Consider the following 25,217-nt stretch of genomic DNA (forward strand, 5'->3'; position numbering starts at 1 on the left):
TAACCATAAAAAGTAACAGTAAAGCCCAGATCAATATTATTATATTTACCCGTATTTAACTTTATTATTACAATCAACAATCATTGCCGAAGAAAATAAAAAACGGGGCAATGAAATTGCCCCGTAATATAGCCCAGACGATTGAATACGCCTACTACTGGTAATGTTATGTGCGCTTATTTTGACCAGTAAGCGGCTTTTGCTTTCTGCAGCTTTTCGTAGGCCTTCAGAAGTGACTGATGCGCCGGGAAGGCTTTCAGATCGCTATCAACAGCCTGCAGGCCATAGAACGGCGCTTCGCCGCTCAGGGCCGCGCTGGCTGCTTCTACGGCTTCAGCACCGTACATACGCACGAAAGCATTCAGGTATTGCAGCGGTTCGCGATCCTCTTCCTGTGCAAGCAGCAGCAGGGTTTGCAGGCAACGGTAATAGTTGGTGCGCTCGGCAGAGAAGACCGACTGGTTGAATTCCATGGTCCACTCGGTCCAGGCCAGAGCCTGATCCAAATCGCCACCCGCCAGGGCCAGCATTGCTTTCAGCTCACCAATACGCAGGGTATACCAGCCGTTGTCTTTACCGGTCGCCAGACCCAGCAGTTCGCGTACGCGGGTGAAGTCATCGTGGCCTTCTTCGTCCAGTTGGGCGATCAGGTTCAGGTAATCTTCTTTCTCCCATTCGCTGCCCGGCAGTGCCAGCAGCGTTTCGCGCAGGTGCGCACCCATGCTGTTATTCGCCAGCCACAGATCTTCAGCAGGGTAGATGTCGGACATGCCCGGAACAATAATGCGGCACGCGTAGACGCCAAGATGTTCGTAGTCGGCAATATACACTTCCTGATCTTCCGAGTTGAAGATCGCCATCAGCGTGGCGAACTCTTCTTCCGTGGTTCCGGCAAAGCTCCAGTCCACGAACGGATAGTCGGCGTCCTGCTTGAACATATCCCAGGAAATTAAGCCGCTGGAATCGATGAAGTGGGTTTCGAGGTTGGTATGCTCGGCCACTTCTTCGTCGTCAAACGTTGGCGGCGTAAACACGTCGAGATCTTTCAGGCTACGGCCCTGCAGCAGTTCGGTAACGGTACGCTCCAGCGCCACGCCGAAGTCAGGGTGCGCGCCGAAGGAGGCGAAGCAGGTGCCGTTGGTTGGGTTAAACAGCACGACGCAGATGACCGGGTACTTACCGCCCAGAGAGCCGTCATAGGCAAAGATTGGGAAACCTTCTGCTTCCAGTTTGGCGATGGATTCCACCACGCCCGGGTAGCGCGCCAGCACCTCTGCCGGAATTTCAGGCAGGCTGATGGATTCAGCGATGATGCGGTTTTTGATGTGGCGTTCAAAGACTTCAGACAGACCCTGCACGCGCGCTTCATTGCGGGTATTACCGGCGGACATACCGTTGGACACATACAGGTTGCCGACGATGTTCATCGGGATATAGACGGTCTGCTCGTCAGACTGACGGGTAAACGGCAGGGCGCAGATACCGCGATCCTCGTTACCGGACTGCAGATCGATCAGCATGCTGGCGGTCAGTTCGTTGTCCGGATCGTAGAAGGCACGCAGGCGCGCGTCGAGAATACCTGTCGGCAGTTCGTCATCTTCGGTCAGCGGGAACCATTTTTCATTCGGATAGTGAACGAACGGGCCGTTAGCGATGGTCTCGCCCAGCCAGAAGTCAGCGAAGAAATAGTTGGTGGACAGACGCTCAAAATACTCACCCAGCGCGGAGGCCAGTGCCGCTTTTTTTGTCGCGCCTTTACCGTTGGTAAAGCACAGGGCACACTCTTTGTCGCGAATATGCACGGACCAGACATGAGGCACCGGATTGAGCCAGGAGGCTTCTTCGATGTTAAAACCCAGGTCGGTCAGTTTCTGCTGGAAGCGAGCGATGGAATCTTCCAGGGCGGCGTCTTTGCCGGGGATAAACGTTTGAGTCATGGCGGTCACTTTTATCGTACGTAAAGCGCGCAATGATACGGGTTTTGCGTGACGGGTGCTATCTTCGGCGAAAATAAATGGCTGGACTATGCTTAGTGGCAGTAACTGACTGTTAAGGCATAGAAAAATGAAAGCATTTGATCTCCAGCGGATGGCGTTTGATAAAGTTCCTCCTGAATTTCTGGGCGAAGTGGCGCTGCGCAGCCTGTATACCTTCGTACTTGTCTTCCTGTTTCTTAAAATCACCGGCCGTCGCGGCGTACGGCAGATGTCGCTCTTTGAGGTGTTGATTATTCTGACGCTGGGTTCAGCGGCGGGGGACGTCGCCTTCTATGATGATGTGCCGATGGTGCCGGTGTTTATCGTTTTTGTCTCACTGGCGCTACTTTATCGTCTTGTCATGTGGCTGATGTCGAAAAGCGAAAAGCTGGAAGATCTGCTTGAAGGGAAGCCGGTCGTTATCGTCGAGGACGGACAGCTGGCCTGGGAAAATGTACAAAGCGCCAATATGACCGAGTTTGAGTTCTTTATGGAGCTACGCCTGAATAGCGTTGAACAGCTCGGGCAGGTGCGTCTGGCGATCATGGAAACTAACGGGCAGATCAGCGTTTATTACTATTCTGACGACGAGGTGAAGCCGGGGCTGTGTATCCTGCCGGATATGCTCATTGAGCGTTTCAGAACGGTGCCTGAATCAGGCGAGTATGCTTGCGTAAGATGTAGCCATGTTGTGGCGATGCAGCCGGGGGATCGTCAATTATGCCCTCGCTGTGCAAATCCGGAATGGACGAAGGTTAGCCGGGCCAAACGCATCACCTGACAGCCATTTTGTCGGTTTTGTCTTAACGAGGCGGCAGATTGTTTTGTGTGACGCGGGGCACATTTCACGGGTCATAAGTTTTAGACATTGCGGCGCGTGTCACTGAATGATAAAACCGATATCCACAGTTATAACTTATGGCTTTTAGCGTGGTGAGGGGAAATGGCTCAAGTCTTTAATTTCAGTTCAGGTCCGGCAATGTTGCCGGCAGACGTGCTTAAACAGGCTCAACAGGAACTTTGTGACTGGAACGGTCTCGGTACGTCGGTGATGGAAATCAGCCACCGGGGTAAAGAGTTTATTCAGGTGGCGGAAGAGGCAGAAAAGGATTTTCGCGATCTGCTGAATATTCCCTCGAACTACAAAGTATTGTTCTGTCACGGCGGTGGACGCGGCCAGTTTGCGGGTATTCCGCTGAATATCCTCGGTGACAAAACGACGGCTGACTACGTTGATGCGGGTTACTGGGCAGCAAGCGCCATCAAAGAAGCGCATAAATACTGCACGCCGAATGTGATCGACGCCAAAGTGACCGTTGACGGTCTGCGCGCCGTGAAGCCAATGCGCGAGTGGCAGCTTTCTGATAATGCAGCGTATCTGCACTACTGCCCGAACGAAACCATTGACGGGATTGCCATCGACGAGACGCCAAACTTCGGCAGCGATGTCGCGGTTGCCGCTGACTTCTCCTCCACCATTCTGTCTGCGCCAATTGACGTCAGCCGTTATGGCGTGATCTACGCGGGCGCACAGAAAAATATCGGCCCTGCAGGCCTGACGATTGTTATCGTGCGTGAAGACCTGCTGGGTAAAGCACATACATCCTGCCCGTCGATTCTCGATTACACCGTGCTGAACGATAACGATTCTATGTTCAACACCCCACCCACGTTTGCCTGGTATCTCTCCGGCCTGGTCTTCAAATGGCTGAAGCAAAACGGCGGCGTGGCGCAGATGGACAAGGTGAATCAGCTGAAAGCTGAACTGCTGTATGGCGTGATCGACAAGAGCGATTTCTACCGCAACGATGTAGCAAACGCTAACCGTTCCCGCATGAACGTACCGTTCCAGCTGGCGGACAGCAACCTGGACAAAGTGTTCCTGGAAGAGTCCTTCGCGGCAGGTCTGCACGCGCTCAAAGGTCACCGTGTCGTGGGCGGCATGCGTGCCTCCATCTATAACGCGATGCCGCTGGAAGGCGTTAAAGCCCTGACGGATTTCATGATCGACTTCGAACGTCGTCACGGTTAATTTGCTGTTTTTCACCCCCGCAGCGCCCCTGCGGGGTTTTTATTATGTTGAGTTGAGAGTTTAGTTTTCATGGAATCCCTGACGTTACAACCTATCGCGCGGGTAGATGGCACCATCAATCTGCCTGGTTCAAAAAGTGTCTCGAACCGCGCTCTGCTGCTGGCAGCTCTGGCAAACGGCACCACCGTCCTCACAAACCTGCTGGACAGCGATGACGTGCGCCATATGCTCAATGCGCTGAAAGCGTTGGGCGTTCATTACACTCTCTCCGACGATCGTACCCGCTGCGAAGTGACCGGCAACGGCGGCGCGCTGCGCTCGGGTGAAGAGCTTGAGCTTTTTCTGGGCAACGCGGGTACCGCTATGCGCCCGCTGGCGGCGGCCCTGTGCCTGGGAAGCAACAATGTTGTGCTGACCGGCGAGCCGCGCATGAAAGAGCGCCCGATTGGTCACCTGGTGGATGCCCTGCGTCAGGGCGGCGCGCAGATTGACTATCTGGAGCAGGAAAACTATCCGCCACTGCGTCTGCGCGGCGGTTTTACCGGAGGTCACGTCGAGGTTGACGGCAGCGTCTCCAGCCAGTTCCTGACGGCACTGCTGATGACCGCGCCGCTGGCCCCGCAGGATACAGTTATCACGATTAAAGGCGAGCTGGTCTCCAAACCGTACATTGATATCACGCTGCACCTGATGAAAACTTTCGGCGTTGAGGTGGAAAACCAGTCTTATCAGCGCTTCGTGGTGCGCGGGGCACAGCAGTACCAGTCTCCGGGCAACTACCTGGTTGAAGGGGATGCGTCATCCGCGTCCTACTTCCTGGCCGCAGGTGCGATTAAAGGCGGAACGGTAAAAGTGACCGGTATTGGCCGTAACAGCGTGCAGGGCGACATCCGTTTTGCGGACGTGCTGGAAAAAATGGGCGCCATTGTCACCTGGGGCGATGACTTTATCTCCTGTACCCACGGTGAGCTGAACGCCATCGACATGGACATGAACCATATCCCGGATGCGGCGATGACCATTGCCACGGCGGCGCTGTTCGCCAAAGGCACGACCACGCTGCGTAACATCTACAACTGGCGCGTAAAAGAGACGGACCGCCTGTTCGCGATGGCGACAGAGCTGCGAAAAGTCGGTGCCGAGGTGGAAGAGGGCGAAGACTACATTCGCGTCACGCCTCCTGCAAAACTGCAGTTTGCGGAAATCGGAACCTACAACGATCACCGTATGGCGATGTGCTTCTCGCTGGTGGCGCTGTCAGATACGCCTGTCACGATCCTTGACCCGAAATGTACCGCGAAAACCTTCCCGGACTACTTCGAACAGTTGGCACGCATTAGCACGCTGGCCTGATAACGCCTTGCCGCATCACCCGATGCGGCATTTGCTTACGCTTCATTACGAACACCTCCGCTCATTTCTTCTACACTCTGCTTCAATCATTCCGTAATTTGCACGCAAAGGTAACAGTTGCGCACGTTGGCGCGTATAATGCGCGGCGTTCATGTAAACGGTATGCCTTATTTAAGGAGAAAAAGATGACGGCAATTGCCCCGGTAATCACCATTGATGGGCCGAGTGGCGCAGGGAAAGGGACTCTGTGCAAAGCGATGGCGGAAGCATTGCAATGGCATCTTTTAGATTCGGGAGCAATCTATCGCGTGCTGGCGCTGGCCGCGCTGCATCATCACGTGGATGTCGCGTCTGAAGAGGCGCTGGTTCCGCTGGCTGCGCATCTGGATGTGCGCTTCGTGTCAACCGATGGCAACCTGGAAGTCATCCTTGAAGGGGAAGACGTGAGCGGGGAAATCCGTACTCAGGAAGTGGCGAATGCGGCCTCGCAGGTCGCGGCCTTCCCGCGCGTTCGCGAGGCGCTGTTGCGTCGTCAGCGCGCGTTTCGTGAAGCCCCGGGTCTGATCGCGGACGGACGTGATATGGGAACCGTGGTCTTCCCTGATGCACCTGTGAAAATTTTCCTTGACGCCTCTTCGGAAGAACGTGCGCAACGCCGCATGCTTCAGTTGCAGGAAAAGGGGTTTAGTGTTAACTTTGATCGCCTTTTATCCGAGATAAAAGAGCGCGATGACCGCGATCGTAACCGCGCCGTCGCCCCACTTGTTCCAGCAGAAGATGCATTAGTTCTGGATTCAACCAGTTTAACTATTGAGCAAGTGATTGAAAAAGCGCTACAATATGCGCGCCAAAAACTGGCACTCGCGTAATCGCGACCGATTTAGCAGTACCCCCGCTGCAAGGGATTGACGGCGGGTATGTGAAACAACCCCATCCGGCACGGAGCCAGGTGGACGTTAATATTAACCTGAAGATTAAACATGACTGAATCTTTTGCTCAACTGTTTGAAGAATCCTTAAAAGAAATCGAAACCCGCCCGGGTTCCATCGTTCGCGGTGTTGTTGTTGCTATCGACAAAGACGTAGTACTGGTTGACGCCGGTCTGAAATCTGAGTCCGCCATTCCGGCAGAGCAGTTCAAAAACGCCCAGGGCGAGCTGGAAATCCAGGTTGGCGACGAAGTTGACGTTGCTCTGGACGCAGTAGAAGACGGCTTCGGTGAAACCCTGCTTTCTCGTGAGAAAGCGAAACGTCACGAAGCATGGATCACGCTGGAAAAAGCTTACGAAGAAGCTGAAACTGTGGTCGGTGTTATCAACGGCAAAGTTAAAGGTGGCTTCACTGTTGAGCTGAATGGTATTCGTGCGTTCCTGCCAGGTTCTCTGGTAGACGTTCGTCCAGTTCGTGACACTCTGCACCTGGAAGGCAAAGAGCTTGAGTTCAAAGTAATCAAGCTGGACCAGAAGCGTAACAACGTTGTTGTTTCCCGTCGTGCCGTTATCGAATCCGAAAACAGCGCAGAACGCGATCAGCTGCTGGAAAACCTGCAGGAAGGCATGGAAGTCAAAGGTATCGTTAAGAACCTCACTGACTACGGCGCATTCGTTGACCTGGGCGGCGTTGATGGCCTGCTGCACATCACCGACATGGCGTGGAAACGCGTTAAGCACCCAAGCGAAATCGTGAACGTGGGCGACGAAATCACTGTTAAAGTGCTGAAGTTCGACCGCGAGCGTACTCGTGTATCCCTCGGCCTGAAACAGCTGGGCGAAGATCCATGGGTAGCTATCGCTAAGCGTTACCCAGAAGGTACTAAACTGACTGGTCGCGTAACCAACCTGACTGACTACGGCTGCTTCGTTGAAATCGAAGAAGGCGTTGAAGGTCTGGTGCACGTTTCCGAAATGGACTGGACCAACAAAAACATCCACCCATCCAAAGTTGTTAACGTTGGTGATGTAGTGGAAGTGATGGTTCTGGATATCGACGAAGAACGTCGTCGTATCTCCCTGGGCCTGAAACAGTGCAAAAACAACCCATGGCAGCAGTTCGCGGAAACCCACAACAAGGGCGACCGTGTTGAAGGTAAAATCAAGTCTATCACTGACTTCGGTATCTTCATCGGCCTGGACGGCGGCATCGATGGCCTGGTTCACCTGTCTGACATCTCCTGGAACGTTGCAGGCGAAGAAGCAGTTCGTGAATACAAAAAAGGCGACGAAATCGCTGCAGTTGTTCTGCAGGTTGACGCAGAGCGTGAGCGTATCTCCCTGGGCGTTAAACAGCTCGCAGAAGATCCGTTCAACAACTGGGTTGCACTGAACAAGAAAGGCGCAATCGTAAACGGTAAAGTGACTGCAGTTGACGCTAAAGGCGCAACCGTAGAACTGGCTGACGGCGTTGAAGGTTACCTGCGCGCTTCTGAAGCTTCACGTGACCGCGTTGAAGATGCCACTCTGGTTCTGAACGTAGGCGACGACGTTGAAGCTAAGTTCACCGGTGTTGACCGTAAGAACCGTGCAATCAGCCTGTCTGTTCGTGCTAAAGACGAAGCTGATGAGAAAGATGCAATCGCAACTGTTAACAAACAGGAAGATGCAAACTTCTCTAACAACGCAATGGCTGAAGCTTTCAAAGCAGCTAAAGGCGAGTAATATCAGGTTCTCAGCATCAGTTGCGCTGTAACGCATTTACAGCGCGAAGGATGAGGAGCAAACTTGACAGATTGCAGGATTCGTCCTGTAATCAATAACAAAGGGCGGCTACGGCCGCCCTTGTTTAATGAGCTGTTCAGCTAATTGGTTTGAAAGGAACCGGAGGAATCATGACCAAGTCAGAATTGATTGAAAGACTTGCCAGTCAGCAACCGCATATCCCTGCCAAGGCAGTGGAAGATGCCGTAAAAGAGATGCTGGAGCATATGGCCTCCACTCTTGCCCAGGGCGAGCGCATTGAAATCCGCGGTTTCGGTAGTTTTTCTCTGCACTATCGTGCTCCACGTACCGGGCGTAACCCGAAAACTGGCGATAAAGTCGAGCTGGAAGGTAAGTACGTTCCACACTTTAAGCCGGGTAAAGAACTGCGCGATCGCGCCAATATTTACGGCAACTGAGTTTAGCCAGCCGGTTAAACTGGGTTCGAAAGAAAGCACCTGCGGGTGCTTTTTTTGTCTCTGTCGCTTTCATTCTGAAGGTGCCCCGCATTTTTCGTTTCGTTTTCTGCAACCCGTTAAATACCTTGCTGCGCTTGCTGTAAATCGCATCCTTCACACCTGACGACCCGCTCAACCTGCTTGCATACTGCCACCCTGAAACAGGGAGGTAGCAATGGGAATTCCCGCGCTTAGCGTCTGCGCCATTCTGGCGATAGTTCCGTTACTCTGGTTACCTGAACTGCCATCACCTTACACCGTGTGGGTCATGGTGGCTGGCGGGATAGTGATTGCTGCATGGCAAAACCATCGAGTGAAGTATGCTGGTATTACGCTGTTATTTTGTGCGTGGGGCATTCTGGCCGCACAGGAGAGCGTCTGGCCGATGCAGCATTTAACAACGGGGGCCGTGCAGGCCGAGGTAGAGCTCACCGCGACCGACGGCGCCACTCTGCATCAGGGAAACATTCGCCGCGTCGATGGCAAGCGCTGGTGGGCCTCCACCGGCGTAACGCTGTATGGCAATTATCTGCCCCAGAAATCGTGCGCCGGTCAGCGCTGGACCATGACGCTCAGGCTCAGGCCTGCCCATGGCGAACTGAACGACGGCGGATATGATTCTCAGCGCAGCGCTTTTGCCCAACATCAAACCCTAAGCGGGCGCTTCACCCGTGCTGAACTCGTCGATGGGCGCTGCAGCCTGCGAGCGCAATACCTGATGTCACTGCAAAACCGACTTTCGGCTTACCGCTGGGGGGCGGTTATCCTCGGACTGGGAATGGGGGAACGTCTGGATGTGCCCCGGGAAATAAAAGACCTGATGCGTGAAACTGGCACGCTGCATTTGATGGCGATTTCGGGTCTGCATATCGCGCTGGCAGCATCCCTCGTCTGGTTACTCGCACGTGGGCTCCAGTTTTTATTACCCAGCCACCGGGTCCACTGGCAGATGCCTCTCCTGGCCGGGTTGTGCTTTGCCGCTTTCTACGCCTGGCTTACCGGTCTGCAACCTCCTGCGCTACGAACGGCCATCGCGCTTGCTGTGCTTGCCATATTGCGGATCGCGGCCCGTCAATGGTCTCCCTGGCAGGTATGGGGGTGCTGTATCGCGGCGATCCTCATAAGCGATCCCCTAGCCGTACTTTCGCAGAGTCTGGCCCTGTCCGCATTTGCCGTCGCCGCGCTCATTTTCTGGTTTCAGTGGCTGCCTCTTCCTGACTGGCAACGAGCTCGACCTATAAGGCCACTACTGAATCTGCTCCATCTGCAGGTCGGCATGCTGATGCTGCTCATGCCGTTACAGGTCCTGATTTTCCATGGCTTCAGTATCTCCTCCCTGGTCGCGAATCTCTTCGCCGTTCCCCTGGTGACGTTTGTCTCCGTGCCGCTGATCCTGCTCGGTATGCTGCTTCATCTGCTGCCGCTGGCGGCACTGGAAAGCGTCGTCTGGTTCGCAGCAGATAAGTCACTAGCGGGGTTGTTCTGGCTCCTCATGCGCCTGCCTGACGGCTGGCAGAATGTCGACCAACGCTGGCAATACATGACATTACTGCCGTGGTTGAGCATCATTGCCTGGCGTTTTCGCGCATGGAAAACCCTTCCTGCCGTTTGTCTTGCAGGAAGCGTCTTACTGGCATTTCCTCTCTGGCGAACGGCAAAAAGCGAGAGCTGGACGCTGCATATGCTGGACGTGGGGCAGGGGCTGGCCATGGTCATTGAACGACAGGGAAAAGCCATTCTTTATGATACCGGACTCGCCTGGCCGGGCGGGGATAGCGCGCAGCGGTTAATTATTCCCTGGCTGCGCTGGCATCACCTGCGGCCTGAAGGCGTAATTCTCAGTCATGAACACCTCGACCATGCGGGAGGCCTCGCATCGTTGCAAAAAACGTGGCCTGACGTGTGGGTAAGAAGCCCCTTGCGCCAGGCGGGACATCGCCCCTGTTTTCGCGGGCAGAGATGGCAATGGCAGGGACTTACCTTCAGCGTCCACTGGCCCCCTGAAAATTACCCGGCTCAGGGAAACAACCGTTCCTGCGTGGTAAAGGTGGGCGACGGCAAGCAGAGCGTGCTGCTAACAGGGGATATTGAAGCACAAGCGGAACAGGCTATGCTTAGCCATTACTGGCGTTATCTGACGTCCACGCTAATCCAGGTGCCTCATCATGGCAGCAACACTTCGTCTTCATTGCCGCTGGTCCAGCGGGTAGAAGGTCAGATCGCCCTGGATTCAGCAGCCCGCTATAACGCATGGCGATTCCCGTCGACAAAAGTTGTCCGACGTTATCGAAAAGAGGGGTATATCTGGCATGATACTCCTCATTCTGGACAAATATCGGTGACATTCTCGCAACATCACTGGCAAATCCGGCGCTTGCGAGAACAATATTTACCCGTTTGGTATCATCAGTGGTTTGGCGCGCCCGTCGATAACGGGTAGAATATGCGGCTATTTCAACGAATGCTGGTTTTTTGAATGCATAACGACAAAGATCTCTCCACGTGGCAAACCTTCCGCCGACTCTGGCCGATGATTGCGCCCTTTAAAACAGGCCTGATCGTGGCGGGAGTAGCGTTAATCCTCAACGCAGCCAGCGATACTTTTATGCTATCGCTTCTCAAACCGTTACTGGACGACGGTTTTGGTAAAACGGATCGCTCAGTGTTGCTATGGATGCCTCTGGTGGTTATCGGACTGATGATCTTGCGCGGCATCACCAGCTATATCTCCAGCTACTGTATTTCCTGGGTATCCGGGAAAGTGGTGATGACCATGCGCCGTCGCCTGTTCAGTCACATGATGGGGATGCCGGTCTCATTCTTTGATAAGCAGTCTACCGGGACGCTGCTGTCCCGTATTACCTACGACTCAGAGCAGGTTGCCTCCTCGTCATCAAGCGCACTGATCACCGTCGTGCGTGAGGGCGCGTCGATCATTGGCCTGTTCGCAATGATGTTCTATTACAGCTGGCAGCTGTCAATCATCCTTATCGTGCTGGCGCCGGTGGTTTCTATTGCCATCCGTGTCGTTTCAAAGCGCTTCCGCAATATCAGTAAGAATATGCAGAATACGATGGGACAGGTAACGACCAGCGCGGAACAGATGCTGAAAGGACACAAAGAAGTCCTGATTTTTGGCGGTCAGGAAGTCGAAACCCACCGCTTTGACAAAGTCAGCAATAAAATGCGTCTGCAGGGGATGAAAATGGTCTCGGCCTCTTCCATCTCAGATCCGATTATTCAGCTGATTGCCTCCCTGGCACTGGCATTCGTCCTGTATGCAGCAAGCTTCCCGAGCGTCATGGAGACGCTGACGGCGGGTACCATCACAGTGGTCTTCTCCTCTATGATTGCCCTGATGCGTCCGCTGAAATCACTGACGAACGTCAACGCCCAGTTCCAGCGCGGGATGGCCGCCTGCCAGACGTTGTTCAGCATTCTGGATTCCGAGCAGGAAAAAGACGAAGGTACACGCGAAATTGAGCGCGCCCGTGGCGATGTCGAATTCCGCAACGTTACCTTCGCCTACCCTGGTCGTGAAACGCCGGCGCTGCGTAATATCAATCTGTCCATTCCGGCGGGTAAAACTGTGGCGCTGGTGGGGCGTTCCGGCTCGGGTAAATCGACCATTGCCAGCCTGATCACCCGTTTCTACGATATTAACGAAGGTGAGATCCTGTTAGACGGTCATGACCTGCGGGAATATACCCTGCAGTCGCTGCGTAATCAGGTGGCGCTGGTTTCCCAGAACGTGCACCTGTTCAACGATACCGTGGCTAACAACATTGCCTATGCGCGCACGGATGAGTACAGCCGCGAGCAGATTGAGAACGCCGCGCGGATGGCCTACGCAATGGACTTTATCAACAAGATGGATAACGGTCTGGATACGATAATCGGTGAGAATGGGGTACTGCTCTCCGGTGGTCAGCGTCAGCGTATCGCCATTGCGCGTGCGCTGCTGCGTGACAGCCCGATTCTGATTCTGGACGAAGCGACTTCGGCGCTGGATACGGAATCTGAACGCGCTATTCAGTCGGCACTGGATGAACTGCAAAAGAACCGTACCTCGCTGGTGATTGCGCACCGCCTGTCGACTATCGAGCAGGCTGACGAAATCGTCGTGGTTGAGGACGGCATCATTGTTGAACGCGGAAGCCATGCTGATTTGCTGGAACACCGCGGCGTTTACGCCCAGCTTCATAAGATGCAGTTTGGCGAATGATTGCACGCATCTGGTCCGGTGAATCCCCGCTGTGGCTGCTGCTTTTGCCGCTCTCCTGGCTATACGGCCTGGTGAGCGGCACAATCCGTCTGCTTTACCGTCTGGGGCTGAAGCGTGCCTGGCGCGCGCCGGTTCCGGTTGTGGTTGTCGGTAATCTTACGGCGGGTGGCAACGGTAAAACGCCGGTGGTGATCTGGCTGGTGGAGCAATTGCAAAAACGCGGCATCCGCCCGGGGGTGGTATCGCGCGGATATGGTGGTAAAGCGGCGCGTTATCCGCTGCTGCTGACGGCGGAAACCACGACCGCCGAAGCGGGTGATGAACCGGTATTGATTTTCCAGCGTACCGGCGCACCGGTTGCGGTCTCCCCGGTGCGCAGCGACGCCGTTCAGGCACTGCTTGCCGAACACGCGGTGCAAATCATTATCACTGACGATGGCCTGCAGCATTACGCCCTGGCGCGTGATAAAGAGATTGTGGTCATCGACGGCGTTCGCCGTTTTGGTAACGGCTGGTGGTTACCTGCAGGGCCCATGCGCGAACGCGCTTCGCGTCTTAAGTCCGTTGATGCGGTGATCGTGAACGGGGGGGAGGCGAAAACGGGTGAAATCCCGATGTACCTTCAGCCGGGTCTGGCGATCAACCTGGTGACGGGGGAACGTCGGTCGGTTGCGGAGCTGCCTTCACTGGTGGCGATGGCGGGGATTGGCCATCCGCCACGCTTCTTCGCGACGCTGGAACAGTGTGGTGCCCGGCTGGAAAAACGCGTTCCGCTGGCCGACCATCAGGCGCTGGTGGAAGGGCAGGTAGACGCCCTGACCGTACCCGGACAGGCGCTGATCATGACCGAAAAAGATGCGGTGAAATGCCGTACCTTTGCGAAAGATAACTGGTGGTATCTGCCGGTTGACGCTGAACTCAGCGGCGAGCAGCCGGAACAATTGCTCAAGGAACTGATTGCGTTGGTGCAGTAAAGGCTTACGCGGTTCTGGTGGCGCTTTGACTGACAGGAAAACGCATGTCTTTACCGCAACTCTCGCTTTCAGCTGCACGTCATTTACACCTTGCCGCGCAGGGGCTGCTCAAAAAGCCCCGCCGCCGCGCGCAGCCTGCCGATATTCTCTCGACCGTTCAGCGCATGTCGCTACTTCAAATCGACACCATTAACATTGTGGCCCGCAGCCCTTACCTTGTCCTGTTTAGCCGCCTGGGGAGTTATCCTTCTCAGTGGCTGGATGAGGCGCTCAGCAAGGGGGAATTAATGGAGTACTGGGCGCACGAAGCCTGCTTTCTGCCCCGCAGCGATTTTGCCCTGGTTCGCCACCGTATGCTTGCCCCTGAAAAGATGGGCTGGAAATACCGACAGGCGTGGATGCTGGAACATGCGGCCGAAATTGAGCAGCTTATCGCGCATATTCAGGAAAACGGTCCCGTACGCTCCGCCGATTTTGAACACCCGCGCAAGGGTACAAGCGGCTGGTGGGAGTGGAAGCCGCACAAACGTCATCTCGAAGGGCTGTTTACCTCTGGCAAAGTCATGGTGATTGAACGGCGTAATTTTCAGCGCGTCTACGACCTGACGCATCGCGTGATGCCGCACTGGGACGACGAGCGCGACCTGCTTACCCAGGAGGCGGCCGAGGCCGTTATGCTGGAGAACAGCGCCCGTAGCCTGGGGATTTTTCGCGCGCAGTGGCTGGCAGATTATTATCGCCTGCGTCAGCCCGCGCTAAAACCGCTGCTGGACATGTGGCAACGCGAACAGCGCGTCATTCCCGTTACCGTGGAAACGCTGGGCGAAATGTGGCTGCATGCGGATCTCCTCCCGTTATTGCCTCAGGCTCTGGAGGGGAAACTTCAGGCAACCCACAGCGCGGTATTGTCGCCTTTCGACCCGGTTGTCTGGGACAGAAAACGCGCCGAGCAGCTCTTTGATTTCAGCTACCGGCTGGAATGTTATACCCCGGCCCCAAAGCGCCAGTATGGTTACTTTGTTTTACCGCTGCTGCATAAGGGACAGCTGGTCGGGCGCATGGACGCCAAAATGCACCGCAAGACCGGCACGCTTGAAATCATTGCGCTTTATCTGCAAGAGGGCGTCAGGGTGACGGCGAGCCTGGAAAAAGGGTTAACGTCCGCCATTAGCGAATTCGCGCGCTGGCAGGGTGCCGACGACGTGACGCTGGGCCGGGTACCCGACGGACTGTTTACATCCTGTCGAAGTGGCTGGGAAACAGGCACGCCCTGAAAAGGGAATGTGTTAAGCTTTAGCGATTACCCATACGGAGGAACTATGGATCACCGTTTACTTGAAATTATTGCCTGCCCGGTATGCAACGGCAAACTCTACTACAGCCAGGACAAACAGGAGCTGATTTGCAAGCTGGACAGCCTGGCTTTCCCGCTGCGTGACGGCATTCCGGTACTGCTGGAAAATGAAGCGCGTTCCCTGGTGGCAGAAGAGAGCAAACCATGAGTTTTGTTGTCATTATTCCTGCGCGCTACGCGTCTACGCGTCTGCCGGGTAAACCGCTGGTGGATATCAACGGCAAGCCAATGATTGTGCATGTCCTTGAGCGTGCATGGGAATCCGGTGCCGACCGCGTGATTGTTGCAACCGATCATCCCGACGTCGCCCGTGCGGTTGAGGCGGCAGGCGGTGAGGTATGCATGACCCGCGCCGATCACCAGTCCGGCACCGAGCGTCTGGCGGAAGTGGTTGAGAAATGCGGTTTTAGTGATGATACGGTCATCGTTAACGTGCAGGGTGACGAGCCGATGATCCCGGCGGTGATTATCCGTCAGGTGGCAGAAAACCTGGCGCAGCGCCAGGTCGGTATGGCGACGCTCGCGGTGCCCATTCACCACGCTGAAGAGGCATTCAATCCGAATGCGGTGAAGGTGGTCATGGATGCCGAAGGCTATGCGCTCTATTTCTCCCGCGCCACGATCCCGTGGGACCGCGATCGCTTTGCGCTCTCTAAAGAGACCATCGGCGATACCTTCCTGCGTCATATTGGGATCTACGGCTATCGGGCCGGTTTTATTCGTCGATATGTGACCTGGGCGCCGAGTCCGCTGGAGCATATCGAAATGCTGGAGCAGCTTCGCGTGCTCTGGTATGGCGAAAAAATTCACGTTGCCGTTGCCAGCGAAGTGCCTGGTACGGGCGTTGACACGCCGGAAGATCTTGAGCGCGTTCGCGCTGAGTTGCGCTAATACCGCCTGCATCCCTCCTGACGGGGGGATGTTCCTCTCCCCGTTAATTTCCCTTTCTTTTCCCTAATTGATCTCTTCCGGGTGACATCTTCCTTCAGGACGCTCATTATAAAAGCAGTAGTCTTAATGGGGGTAATCTCATATGGAACAGCTGCGTGCCGAACTTAGCCATCTGCTGGGTGAGAAATTAAGCCGTGTCGAATGCGTGAGTGAAAAGGCCGATACCGCGCTTTGGTCGTTGTATGACAGTCAGGGCAACCCAATGCCTCTGATGGCCAGAAGTTTCACCTCACCGGGTGTGGCCAGGCAGCTTGCCTGGAAAATGTCGATGCTGGCGCGGGAGGGAACCGTCCGTATGCCGACGGTGTACGGCGTGATGACCCATGAGGAACATCCCGGCCCGGACGTGCTGCTGATTGAGCGCTTGCGCGGCGTGCCCGTTGAAGCGCCCGCGCGCACGCCGGAGCGCTGGGAGCAGTTAAAAGACCAGATTGTTGAGGCGCTGCTGGCCTGGCACCGTCAGGATAGCCGCGGACTTGTCGGTCCGGTCGACAGCACTCAGGAAAACCTGTGGCCGCTGTGGTATCGCCAGCGGGTTGAGGTTCTGTGGGGGACGCTTAACCAGTTCAACAATACCGGTTTAACCATGCAGGATAAGCGAATTCTGTTTCGCACCCGCGAGTGTTTACCGGCGCTGTTCGACGGTTTTAATGACAACTGCGTGCTAATCCACGGTAATTTCACCCTGCGCAGCATGCTCAAAGACTCCCGCAGCGATCAGCTTCTGGCGATGCTGGGGCCGGGGATCATGCTCTGGGCTCCGCGCGAATACGAGCTTTTCAGGCTCAGCGACAGCGGGGCGGCGGAAGGTTTACTGTGGCATTACCTTCAACGCGCGCCCGTTGCAGAAGCGTTTCTCTGGCGGCGCTGGCTTTATCTGCTCTGGGACGAAGTTGCGCAGCTGGTCAATACCGGACGTTTTAATCGCGCAAACTTCGATCTGGCAACAAAATCACTCCTGCCCTGGCTCGCCTGACGATCCTTTCAGCCACTGCCAGAGGCGTCCGAGCGTTTCATAACCGACGCGATCGCTATGCATTAGCCACGCCGGGGACGGTATCGCCCGTTCCCACGGGTTGAGCGGCGCGTCGATAGACATCTGGTTTGCCGGTGCGGGAAGCGGGTGCAGGCCTTGCTTCTCAAAGAAAATCATCGCGCGTGGCAGGTGCGAGGCGGAGGTCACCAGCAAGAACGGGACATCGCCAATCGCCTGCTTCACTGCGGCAGCCTCTTCTTCGGTATCTTTTGGGCTGTCCAGGGTGATGATGGAGGAACGCGGTACGCCGAGCGATTCCGCGACTCTGGCGCCCGCTTCAGCTGTACTCACCGGGTTCGTTTTGGCCGCCGCGCCGGTGAAGATCATTTTTGATCCCGGATTCGCCAGCCACAGGCGAATGCCTTCGTTTAGCCGTGGCAGGCTGTTGTTGATCAGGTTTGAACTGGGGGCCCAGTCAGGATCCCAGGTATATCCGCCTCCCAGTACCACGATGTACGCCACTCTCTGATTTCCCTGCCATGTCGGGTACTTGTTTTCGATGGGGCGTAACAAACCATCCGCGACCGGTTGCAGGCTCAACAGCAGCAGGATAAACCAGCCGAGCGTGATAAGCGTTTTGCCACTCTTCTGAAAGCGACTGAACCACACCAGCGCCAGCCCCAGCGCGATGATGATGAGCAGCAGCGGAAGGGGAAGCATCATCCCTCCAATGTATTTCTTAAGGGTAAAAAGCATCCTTTTTGGTTCCTTTTTTGACCATATAGCAGGTGAATAACGGTGATATTACACCAGAGAGGTTCATTCTCCGCGCGGGTGTGACAAAATAGCGGTTTTGCAGTTAGCGAGTGGAACTCTCCCAATGCGGGATCGCAATTTTGATGACATCGCGGAAAAGTTTTCGCGCAACATTTATGGCACCACGAAAGGGCAGCTCCGTCAGACGATCCTCTGGCAGGATCTGGACACCATTCTGGCTACCTTTGGCGGTCAAACGTTGCGCGTGCTGGACGCCGGTGGCGGTGAAGGGCAGACGGCGATAAAAATGGCCGAGCGCGGCCATCACGTCACGCTTTGCGATCTTTCTGCGGAAATGGTCGCCCGCGCGACGCGTGCGGCAGAAGAGAAAGGTGTGAGCGACAACATGCATTTTATACAATGCGCCGCTCAGGACATCGCGCAGCATTTGGAAACCCAGGTTGATCTGATATTGTTTCATGCGGTGCTGGAGTGGGTTGCCGATCCGCAAAGCGTGTTACAAACCCTGTGGTCGATGTTGCGCCCGGGCGGCACGCTGTCGCTGATGTTCTACAATGCTAACGGCTTCCTGATGCACAACATGGTTGCGGGAAACTTCGACTATGTTCAGGTCGGGATGCCCAAAAAGAAAAAGCGCACGCTTTCCCCGGACTATCCGCGCGATCCACAGCAGGTTTATGGCTGGCTGGAAGCGATTGGCTGGCAGATTGTCGGGAAGACGGGCGTCAGGGTGTTTCATGATTATCTGCGTGAAAAACACAAACAGCGTGACTGTTTTGACACCTTAACAGAATTGGAAACGCGGTATTGCCGTCAGGAGCCTTTTGTCAGCCTTGGCCGCTATATTCACGTCACCGCGCACAAGCCGCAGATGCAAGGATAACCTATGAGTGAATTTTCCCAGACAGTCCCCGAACTGGTTGCCTGGGCCAGGAAAAACGATTTCTCCATCTCGCTGCCGGTAGACAGACTCTCTTTCCTGCTGGCGGTCGCCACGCTGAACGGCGAGCGGCTGGATGGTGAAATGAGCGAGGGTGAACTGGTGGATGCGTTCCGCCACGTCAGTGATGCGTTTGAGCAAACCAGCGAAACCATTAGCGTGCGTGCCAACAACGCGATCAACGATATGGTGCGTCAACGTCTGCTGAACCGCTTTACCAGCGAGCAGGCGGAAGGAAACGCCATCTATCGCCTGACGCCGCTGGGCATCGGCATCACCGATTACTATATTCGCCAGCGTGAATTTTCCACGCTGCGTCTTTCCATGCAGCTCTCGATCGTGGCGGGTGAGCTTAAGCGCGCCGCCGACGCGGCGGATGAAGACGGTGACGAATTCCACTGGCACCGTAACGTCTACGCGCCGCTGAAATATTCGGTGGCGGAAATCTTCGACAGTATCGATCTCACCCAGCGCCTTATGGACGAACAGCAGCAGCAGGTGAAAGACGATATCGCGCAGTTGCTGAATAAAGACTGGCGAGCGGCTATCTCCAGCTGTGAACTTCTGCTGTCAGAAACCTCCGGCACGCTGCGCGAACTCCAGGATACGCTGGAAGCCGCAGGGGACAAGCTGCAGGCTAACCTGCTGCGCATCCAGGACGCAACGCTGGCGCATGACGATCTGCATTTTATCGACCGTCTGGTATTCGATCTGCAGAGCAAACTCGACCGCATTATCAGCTGGGGCCAGCAGTCGATCGACCTGTGGATCGGCTACGACCGACACGTGCATAAATTTATCCGTACCGCGATTGATATGGATAAAAACCGCGTCTTTGCCCAGCGTCTGCGTCAGTCGGTGCAGACCTATTTCGATGCACCGTGGGCGCTGACCTACGCCAATGCCGATCGTCTGCTGGATATGCGCGACGAAGAGATGGCGCTGCGCGATGAAGAGGTGACCGGTGAACTGCCACCGGATCTGGAATACGAAGAATTTAACGAAATTCGCGAGCAGCTTGCGGCGATGATCGAAGAACAGCTCGCTGTCTACAAAACCAGACAAGTGCCGCTGGATCTTGGGCTCGTGGTGCGCGACTATCTGGCGCAATATCCGCGCGCGCGCCACTTCGACGTTGCCCGCATTGTGGTAGACCAGGCGGTGCGCCTGGGCGTCGCACAAGCAGATTTCACCGGACTGCCGCCGAAGTGGCAGCCAATTAACGATTACGGAGCCAAGGTACAGGCGCATGTCATTGACAAATATTGAACAAGTGATGCCGGTTAAGCTGGCACAGGCGCTGGCGAATCCGTTATTTCCGGCGCTGGACAGCCAGCTGCGTGCCGGTCGTCACATTGGCTTAGACGAGCTGGATAATCACGCCTTTTTGATGGACTTCCAGGAGTACCTGGAAGAGTTTTACGCACGCTACAACGTGGAGCTTATTCGCGCGCCGGAAGGGTTTTTCTACCTGCGTCCACGCTCCACGACGCTGATTCCGCGTTCCGTGCTCTCGGAGCTGGATATGATGGTCGGCAAAATTCTTTGCTACCTCTATCTCAGCCCGGAACGTCTGGCGAATGAAGGGATCTTCACCCAGCAGGAACTTTACGACGAGCTGTTGACGCTGGCAGATGAGAGCAAACTGCTCAAGCTGGTGAACAACCGCTCCACGGGGTCGGATCTTGACCGTCAGAAATTACAGGAAAAGGTTCGCTCTTCCCTGAACCGTCTGCGTCGTCTGGGGATGGTCTGGTTTATGGGCCACGACAGCAGCAAATTCCGCATCACGGAATCTGTCTTCCGCTTTGGCGCCGACGTGCGTGCGGGTGATGACGCGCGTGAAGCGCAGCTTCGCATGATCCGCGACGGTGAAGCGATGCCGGTGGAGAACCATTTGCAGCTCAATGATGAGCATGAAGAGAATCTGCCGGATAGCGGGGAGGAAGAGTAATGATTGAACGCGGTAAATTTCGCTCACTGACGCTGATTAACTGGAACGGCTTCTTTGCCCGAACGTTCGATCTGGATGAGCTGGTCACGACGCTCTCCGGCGGTAACGGAGCGGGTAAATCCACCACCATGGCGGCCTTTGTCACGGCGCTGATCCCTGACCTGACGCTGCTTCACTTCCGTAACACCACCGAAGCGGGGGCCACAAGCGGTTCCCGTGATAAAGGTTTGCACGGGAAGCTGAAGGCCGGCGTCTGTTATTCGGTTCTGGACGTCATTAACTCCCGTCATCAGCGTGTGGTGGTGGGCGTACGCCTGCAGCAGGTTGCCGGTCGCGACCGTAAAGTGGATATCAAACCGTTTGCGATCCAGGGGCTGCCAACGTCCGTGCAGCCAACGGCGCTGCTGACGGAAACCCTGAACGAACGTCAGGCGCGTGTGCTGACGCTGCAGGAGCTGAAAGATAAGCTCGAAGCGATCGAAGGCGTACAGTTCAAACAGTTCAACTCGATTACCGACTACCATGCGCTGATGTTCGATCTGGGCGTGGTGGCGCGTCGTCTGCGCTCGGCATCAGACCGTAGCAAATACTATCGCCTGATCGAAGCGTCCCTTTATGGCGGTATCTCCAGCGCCATCACCCGCTCCCTGCGCGACTACCTGCTGCCGGAAAACAGCGGCGTACGTAAGGCTTTCCAGGATATGGAAGCGGCGCTGCGTGAAAACCGCATGACGCTGGAAGCGATTCGCGTTACCCAGTCCGACCGCGACCTGTTTAAACACCTGATCAGCGAAGCCACCAACTACGTGGCGGCGGACTACATGCGCCACGCCAACGAGCGACGCGTGCATCTCGATCAGGCATTAGAATATCGCCGCGAGCTGTTTACCTCCCGTAAACAGCTGGTGGCCGAGCAGTACAAGCACGTCGAAATGGCGCGCGAGCTGGGTGAGCACAACGGTGCCGAAGGCGACCTGGAAGCCGATTACCAGGCCGCCAGCGATCACCTGAACCTGGTGCAGACCGCGCTGCGTCAGCAGGAAAAAATCGAGCGCTATGAAGCGGATCTCGACGAGCTGCAAATTCGTCTCGAAGAACAAAATGAAGTGGTGGCCGAAGCCGCCGACATGCAGGAAGAGAACGAAGCTCGCGCCGAAGCGGCCGAGCTGGAAGTGGATGAGCTGAAAAGCCAGCTTGCCGATTACCAGCAGGCACTTGACGTGCAGCAGACACGAGCGATTCAGTACACCCAGGCATTGCAGGCATTACAGCGTGCGAAAGAGCTGTGTCATCTGCCTGACCTGACGCCGGATAGCGCCGACGAGTGGCTGGATACCTTCCAGGCCAAAGAACAGGAAGCCACCGAGAAGCTGCTCTCCCTCGAACAGAAAATGAGCGTCGCGCAAACGGCGCACAGCCAGTTTGAGCAGGCTTATCAGCTGGTCGTCGCGATTAACGGCCCGCTGGCGCGTAACGAAGCCTGGGACGTTGCCCGTGAACTGCTGCGCGACGGTGTGAACCAGCGCCATCTGGCCGAACAGGTTCAGCCGCTGCGCATGCGTTTGAACGAGCTGGAACAGCGCCTGCGAGAGCAGCAGGAGGCCGAGCGTCTTCTGGCGGAATTCTGCAAGCGTCAGGGGAAAAATTACGATTTCGACGAGCTTGAGGCCCTGCATCAGGAGCTGGAAGCGCGTATTGCGGCCCTGTCCGATACGGTATCAAACGCCAGCGAACAGCGTATGGCCCTGCGTCAGGAGCTGGAGCAGATTCAGTCCCGTTCGAAGACGCTCTTGCAACGAGCGCCGGTCTGGCTGGCGGCTCAAAGCAGCCTGAATCAGCTTAGCGAACAGTGCGGCGAGCAGTTTGAATCCAGTCAGGAAGTGACCGAATACCTGCAGCAACTGCTGGAGCGCGAGCGCGAAGCCATTGTTGAGCGTGACGAAGTCGGCACGCGCAAGCGTGAAGTCGACGAAGAAATTGAACGCTTAAGCCAGCCGGGCGGTGCGGAAGACCCGCGCCTCAATGCCCTGGCGGAGCGTTTTGGCGGCGTGCTGCTGTCCGAGATTTACGATGATGTCGGTCTGGACGACGCGCCGTACTTCTCCGCGCTGTACGGTCCATCCCGTAACGCGATTGTGGTCCCGGATCTGTCGCTGATTTCTGAGCAGCTTGCCGGCCTGGAAGATTGCCCGGAAGACCTCTATCTGATCGAAGGGGATCCGCAGTCGTTCGATGACAGCGTCTTCAGCGTCGACGAGCTGGAAAAAGCGGTGGTGGTGAAAATCGCCGACCGTCAGTGGCGTTATTCCCGCTTCCCTGAGCTGCCGCTGTTTGGCCGCGCCGCGCGCGAAAGCCGCATCGAAAGCCTGCACGCCGAGCGTGAAACGCTGTCTGAACGTTTCGCGACCCTGTCGTTTGACGTGCAGAAAACCCAGCGTCTGCACCAGGCGTTCAGCCGCTTTATCGGCAGCCATCTGGCCGTGGCCTTTGAAGCTGACCCGGAAGCGGAAATTCGCAAGCTCAATACCCGCCGTGGCGAGCTGGAGCGGGCGATTGCCAGTCATGAAAGTGATAACCAGCAGAGTCGCGTGCAGTTTGAACAGGCGAAAGAGGGCGTCGCGGCCCTTAACCGCATTCTGCCGCGCCTGAATCTGCTGGCGGATGACACGCTGGCCGATCGCGTGGACGAGATCCAGGAGCGCCTGGATGAAGCGCAGGAAGCCGCGCGTTTCGTTCAGCAGCACGGCAATCAGCTGGCGAAGCTGGAGCCCGTCGTATCTGTACTGCAGAGCGACCCGGAACAGTTCGAGCAGTTAAAAGAAGATTATGCCTGGTCACAGCAGGTGCAGCGCGAGGCGCGTCAGCAGGCGTTTGCCCTGACGGAGGTGGTGCAGCGTCGCGCCCACTTCGGCTACTCCGATTCGGCTGAAATGCTGAGCGGTAACAGCGACCTGAACGAAAAACTGCGTCAACGCCTTGAGCAGGCGGAAGCGGAACGTACTCGCGCCCGTGAAGCAATGCGCAGCCACTCCGCTCAACTGAACCAGTACAACCAGGTGCTGGCCTCGCTGAAAAGCTCCTTCGACACCAAGAAAGAGCTGTTAAACGATCTGCAGAAAGAGCTTCAGGACATCGGCGTACGTGCCGACAGCGGGGCAGAAGAGCGCGCGCGTATTCGTCGTGACGAGCTGCATGCACAGCTCAGCAATAACCGTGCGCGTCGTAATCAGCTGGAAAAAGCGCTGACCTTCTGCGAAGCGGAAATGGATAACCTGACCCGTCGCCTGCGCAAGCTCGAGCGCGACTACTTTGAGATGCGTGAGCAGGTTGTGACCGCGAAGGCGGGCTGGTGCGCGGTGATGCGCATGGTGAAAGACAATAACGTTGAGCGTCGTCTGCACCGCCGTGAACTGGCATATCTCTCAGCCGACGAACTGCGTTCCATGTCGGATAAGGCGTTGGGTGCGCTGCGTCTGGCGGTGGCGGATAACGAACACCTGCGCGACGTGCTGCGTATGTCGGAAGATCCAAAACGTCCGGAACGTAAAATCCAGTTCTTCGTGGCGGTTTACCAGCACCTGCGCGAACGTATTCGTCAGGACATCATCCGTACTGACGATCCGGTCGAGGCTATCGAACAGATGGAAATCGAGCTGGGTCGCCTGACGGAGGAGCTGACCTCCCGCGAGCAGAAGCTGGCTATCAGCTCCCGCAGCGTGGCGAACATCATTCGTAAAACCATTCAGCGCGAGCAGAACCGTATCCGCCAGCTGAACCAGGGTCTGCAGAGCGTGTCGTTTGGCCAGGTGAACAGCGTGCGCCTCAACGTCAACGTGCGTGAAGCCCACGCGACGCTGCTGGAAGTGCTGTCTGAGCAGCACGAGCAGCATCAGGATCTGTTCAACAGCAACCGTCTGACCTTCTCCGAAGCGCTGGCGAAGCTGTATCAGCGCCTGAACCCGCAGATTGATATGGGCCAGCGTACGCCGCAAACCATCGGTGAAGAGCTGCTGGATTACCGTAACTACCTGGAAATGGAGGTTGAGGTAAACCGTGGCTCAGACGGCTGGCTGCGTGCGGAATCCGGGGCGCTCTCAACCGGTGAAGCGATCGGTACCGGGATGTCAATTCTGGTGATGGTTGTCCAGAGCTGGGAAGATGAAGCGCGCCGTCTGCGCGGCAAAGACATCTCGCCATGCCGACTGCTGTTCCTGGATGAGGCAGCGCGTCTTGATGCCCGCTCCATTGCCACGCTGTTCGAGCTTTGCGAACGTCTCGATATGCAGCTCATTATTGCGGCGCCGGAGAACATCAGCCCCGAGAAAGGCACTACCTACAAGCTGGTGCGTAAAGTGTTCCAGAACAGCGAACACGTTCACGTTGTGGGGCTGCGTGGCTTTGCGCCGCAGCCGCCAGAGTCATTGCCGGAAACCACAGCCGACGCTTCCTGAAGTATCTTCTGACCCAAAGCGGCGCCCTGGCGCCGCTTTTTTTTTAAACTTAACTTGTGCTTAGGGCTGCGTTATCTTTAAACTTCTTTACATAAGGTAAGGC

Annotated in this window: 19 protein-coding genes; 17 read left to right on the plus strand and 2 right to left on the minus strand. The window is 56.0% G+C overall.

Going from position 1 to position 25,217, the window contains the following annotated elements; genetic code table 11:
• Positions 1-176: 176 nt before the first annotated feature.
• Entirely contained in the window at positions 177-1,937 is a 1,761-nt protein-coding gene (gene ycaO / locus AC0TNG_RS22205) for a 30S ribosomal protein S12 methylthiotransferase accessory factor YcaO (protein WP_473713106.1), read from the minus strand.
• A 127-nt stretch (positions 1,938-2,064) separates the two neighbouring features.
• Between ycaO and AC0TNG_RS22210 the strand changes: the two genes are divergently transcribed.
• The 13 genes from AC0TNG_RS22210 (at position 2,065) to AC0TNG_RS22270 (ending at position 16,992) form a co-directional block, all read left to right on the plus strand.
• Positions 2,065-2,757 carry a DUF421 domain-containing protein gene (locus AC0TNG_RS22210; protein ID WP_023310994.1) on the plus strand — a complete coding sequence of 231 codons (693 nt, stop codon included), beginning with the start codon at positions 2,065-2,067 and terminating at the stop codon, positions 2,755-2,757.
• A gap of 162 nt (positions 2,758-2,919) precedes the next feature.
• Positions 2,920-4,008: a 3-phosphoserine/phosphohydroxythreonine transaminase gene (gene serC / locus AC0TNG_RS22215; RefSeq protein WP_473713107.1), complete on the plus strand. Its 1,089-nt coding sequence runs from the start codon at positions 2,920-2,922 to the stop codon at positions 4,006-4,008.
• 69 nt (positions 4,009-4,077) lie between these two features.
• The gene (gene aroA / locus AC0TNG_RS22220) at positions 4,078-5,361 is read left to right on the plus strand and encodes a 3-phosphoshikimate 1-carboxyvinyltransferase (RefSeq protein ID WP_473713108.1); all 1,284 of its coding nucleotides are present in this window, start codon (positions 4,078-4,080) and stop codon (positions 5,359-5,361) included.
• A 185-nt stretch (positions 5,362-5,546) separates the two neighbouring features.
• Complete coding sequence (cmk, locus tag AC0TNG_RS22225; protein WP_024907794.1) at positions 5,547-6,230, plus strand: (d)CMP kinase; 684 nt, start codon at positions 5,547-5,549, stop codon at positions 6,228-6,230.
• A 111-nt stretch (positions 6,231-6,341) separates the two neighbouring features.
• The gene (gene rpsA / locus AC0TNG_RS22230) at positions 6,342-8,015 is read left to right on the plus strand and encodes a 30S ribosomal protein S1 (protein ID WP_008499966.1); all 1,674 of its coding nucleotides are present in this window, start codon (positions 6,342-6,344) and stop codon (positions 8,013-8,015) included.
• 170 nt (positions 8,016-8,185) lie between these two features.
• Positions 8,186-8,473 carry an integration host factor subunit beta gene (gene ihfB, locus AC0TNG_RS22235; protein WP_008499965.1) on the plus strand — a complete coding sequence of 96 codons (288 nt, stop codon included), beginning with the start codon at positions 8,186-8,188 and terminating at the stop codon, positions 8,471-8,473.
• Positions 8,474-8,687: 214 nt separating this feature from the next.
• A complete protein-coding gene (locus AC0TNG_RS22240; RefSeq protein ID WP_473713109.1) occupies positions 8,688-10,952 on the plus strand; it encodes a ComEC family protein in 2,265 nt (754 codons plus the stop codon).
• Between the two features lie 36 nt (positions 10,953-10,988).
• Complete coding sequence (gene msbA, locus AC0TNG_RS22245; RefSeq protein WP_024907792.1) at positions 10,989-12,737, plus strand: lipid A ABC transporter ATP-binding protein/permease MsbA; 1,749 nt, start codon at positions 10,989-10,991, stop codon at positions 12,735-12,737.
• Positions 12,734-13,711 carry a tetraacyldisaccharide 4'-kinase gene (gene lpxK, locus AC0TNG_RS22250; RefSeq protein WP_024907791.1) on the plus strand — a complete coding sequence of 326 codons (978 nt, stop codon included), beginning with the start codon at positions 12,734-12,736 and terminating at the stop codon, positions 13,709-13,711. Before msbA ends, lpxK begins: the two co-directional genes overlap by 4 nt.
• A gap of 44 nt (positions 13,712-13,755) precedes the next feature.
• Positions 13,756-14,985 carry a winged helix-turn-helix domain-containing protein gene (locus tag AC0TNG_RS22255; protein WP_024907790.1) on the plus strand — a complete coding sequence of 410 codons (1,230 nt, stop codon included), beginning with the start codon at positions 13,756-13,758 and terminating at the stop codon, positions 14,983-14,985.
• Positions 14,986-15,030: 45 nt separating this feature from the next.
• Positions 15,031-15,213, plus strand: a complete 183-nt coding sequence (gene ycaR / locus AC0TNG_RS22260; RefSeq protein ID WP_006174474.1) for a protein YcaR — start codon at positions 15,031-15,033, stop codon at positions 15,211-15,213.
• Positions 15,210-15,956 (plus strand): 3-deoxy-manno-octulosonate cytidylyltransferase, encoded by a 747-nt coding sequence (gene kdsB / locus AC0TNG_RS22265; RefSeq protein ID WP_473713110.1) that lies wholly within the window; start codon positions 15,210-15,212, stop codon positions 15,954-15,956. The genes ycaR and kdsB overlap by 4 nt, the downstream gene beginning before the upstream one ends.
• A gap of 142 nt (positions 15,957-16,098) precedes the next feature.
• On the plus strand, positions 16,099-16,992 hold the full coding sequence (locus AC0TNG_RS22270) for a YcbJ family phosphotransferase (protein WP_023311002.1): 894 nt from the start codon (positions 16,099-16,101) through the stop codon (positions 16,990-16,992).
• Here AC0TNG_RS22270 and elyC read toward each other — a convergent pair.
• Entirely contained in the window at positions 16,969-17,748 is a 780-nt protein-coding gene (gene elyC, locus AC0TNG_RS22275) for an envelope biogenesis factor ElyC (RefSeq protein ID WP_267216778.1), read from the minus strand. The two genes, AC0TNG_RS22270 and elyC, sit on opposite strands and share 24 nt — an antisense overlap.
• 124 nt (positions 17,749-17,872) lie before the next feature.
• Here elyC and cmoM point away from each other — a divergent pair, with 124 nt between their 5' ends.
• The 4 genes from cmoM to mukB are packed head-to-tail and all read left to right on the plus strand — an operon-like array spanning position 17,873 to position 25,114.
• Entirely contained in the window at positions 17,873-18,652 is a 780-nt protein-coding gene (cmoM, locus tag AC0TNG_RS22280; RefSeq protein WP_032649174.1) for a tRNA uridine 5-oxyacetic acid(34) methyltransferase CmoM, read from the plus strand.
• A gap of 3 nt (positions 18,653-18,655) precedes the next feature.
• Positions 18,656-19,978 (plus strand): chromosome partition protein MukF, encoded by a 1,323-nt coding sequence (mukF, locus tag AC0TNG_RS22285; RefSeq protein ID WP_208763692.1) that lies wholly within the window; start codon positions 18,656-18,658, stop codon positions 19,976-19,978.
• Positions 19,959-20,663, plus strand: coding sequence for a chromosome partition protein MukE (gene mukE, locus AC0TNG_RS22290; protein WP_008499954.1), 705 nt, complete (start codon positions 19,959-19,961; stop codon positions 20,661-20,663). The genes mukF and mukE overlap by 20 nt, the downstream gene beginning before the upstream one ends.
• Positions 20,663-25,114 carry a chromosome partition protein MukB gene (gene mukB / locus AC0TNG_RS22295; RefSeq protein WP_473713111.1) on the plus strand — a complete coding sequence of 1,484 codons (4,452 nt, stop codon included), beginning with the start codon at positions 20,663-20,665 and terminating at the stop codon, positions 25,112-25,114. Before mukE ends, mukB begins: the two co-directional genes overlap by 1 nt.
• Positions 25,115-25,217 lie beyond the last annotated feature (103 nt).

The sequence above is a fragment of the Enterobacter sp. PL_is514 genome (genome assembly GCF_055816715.1).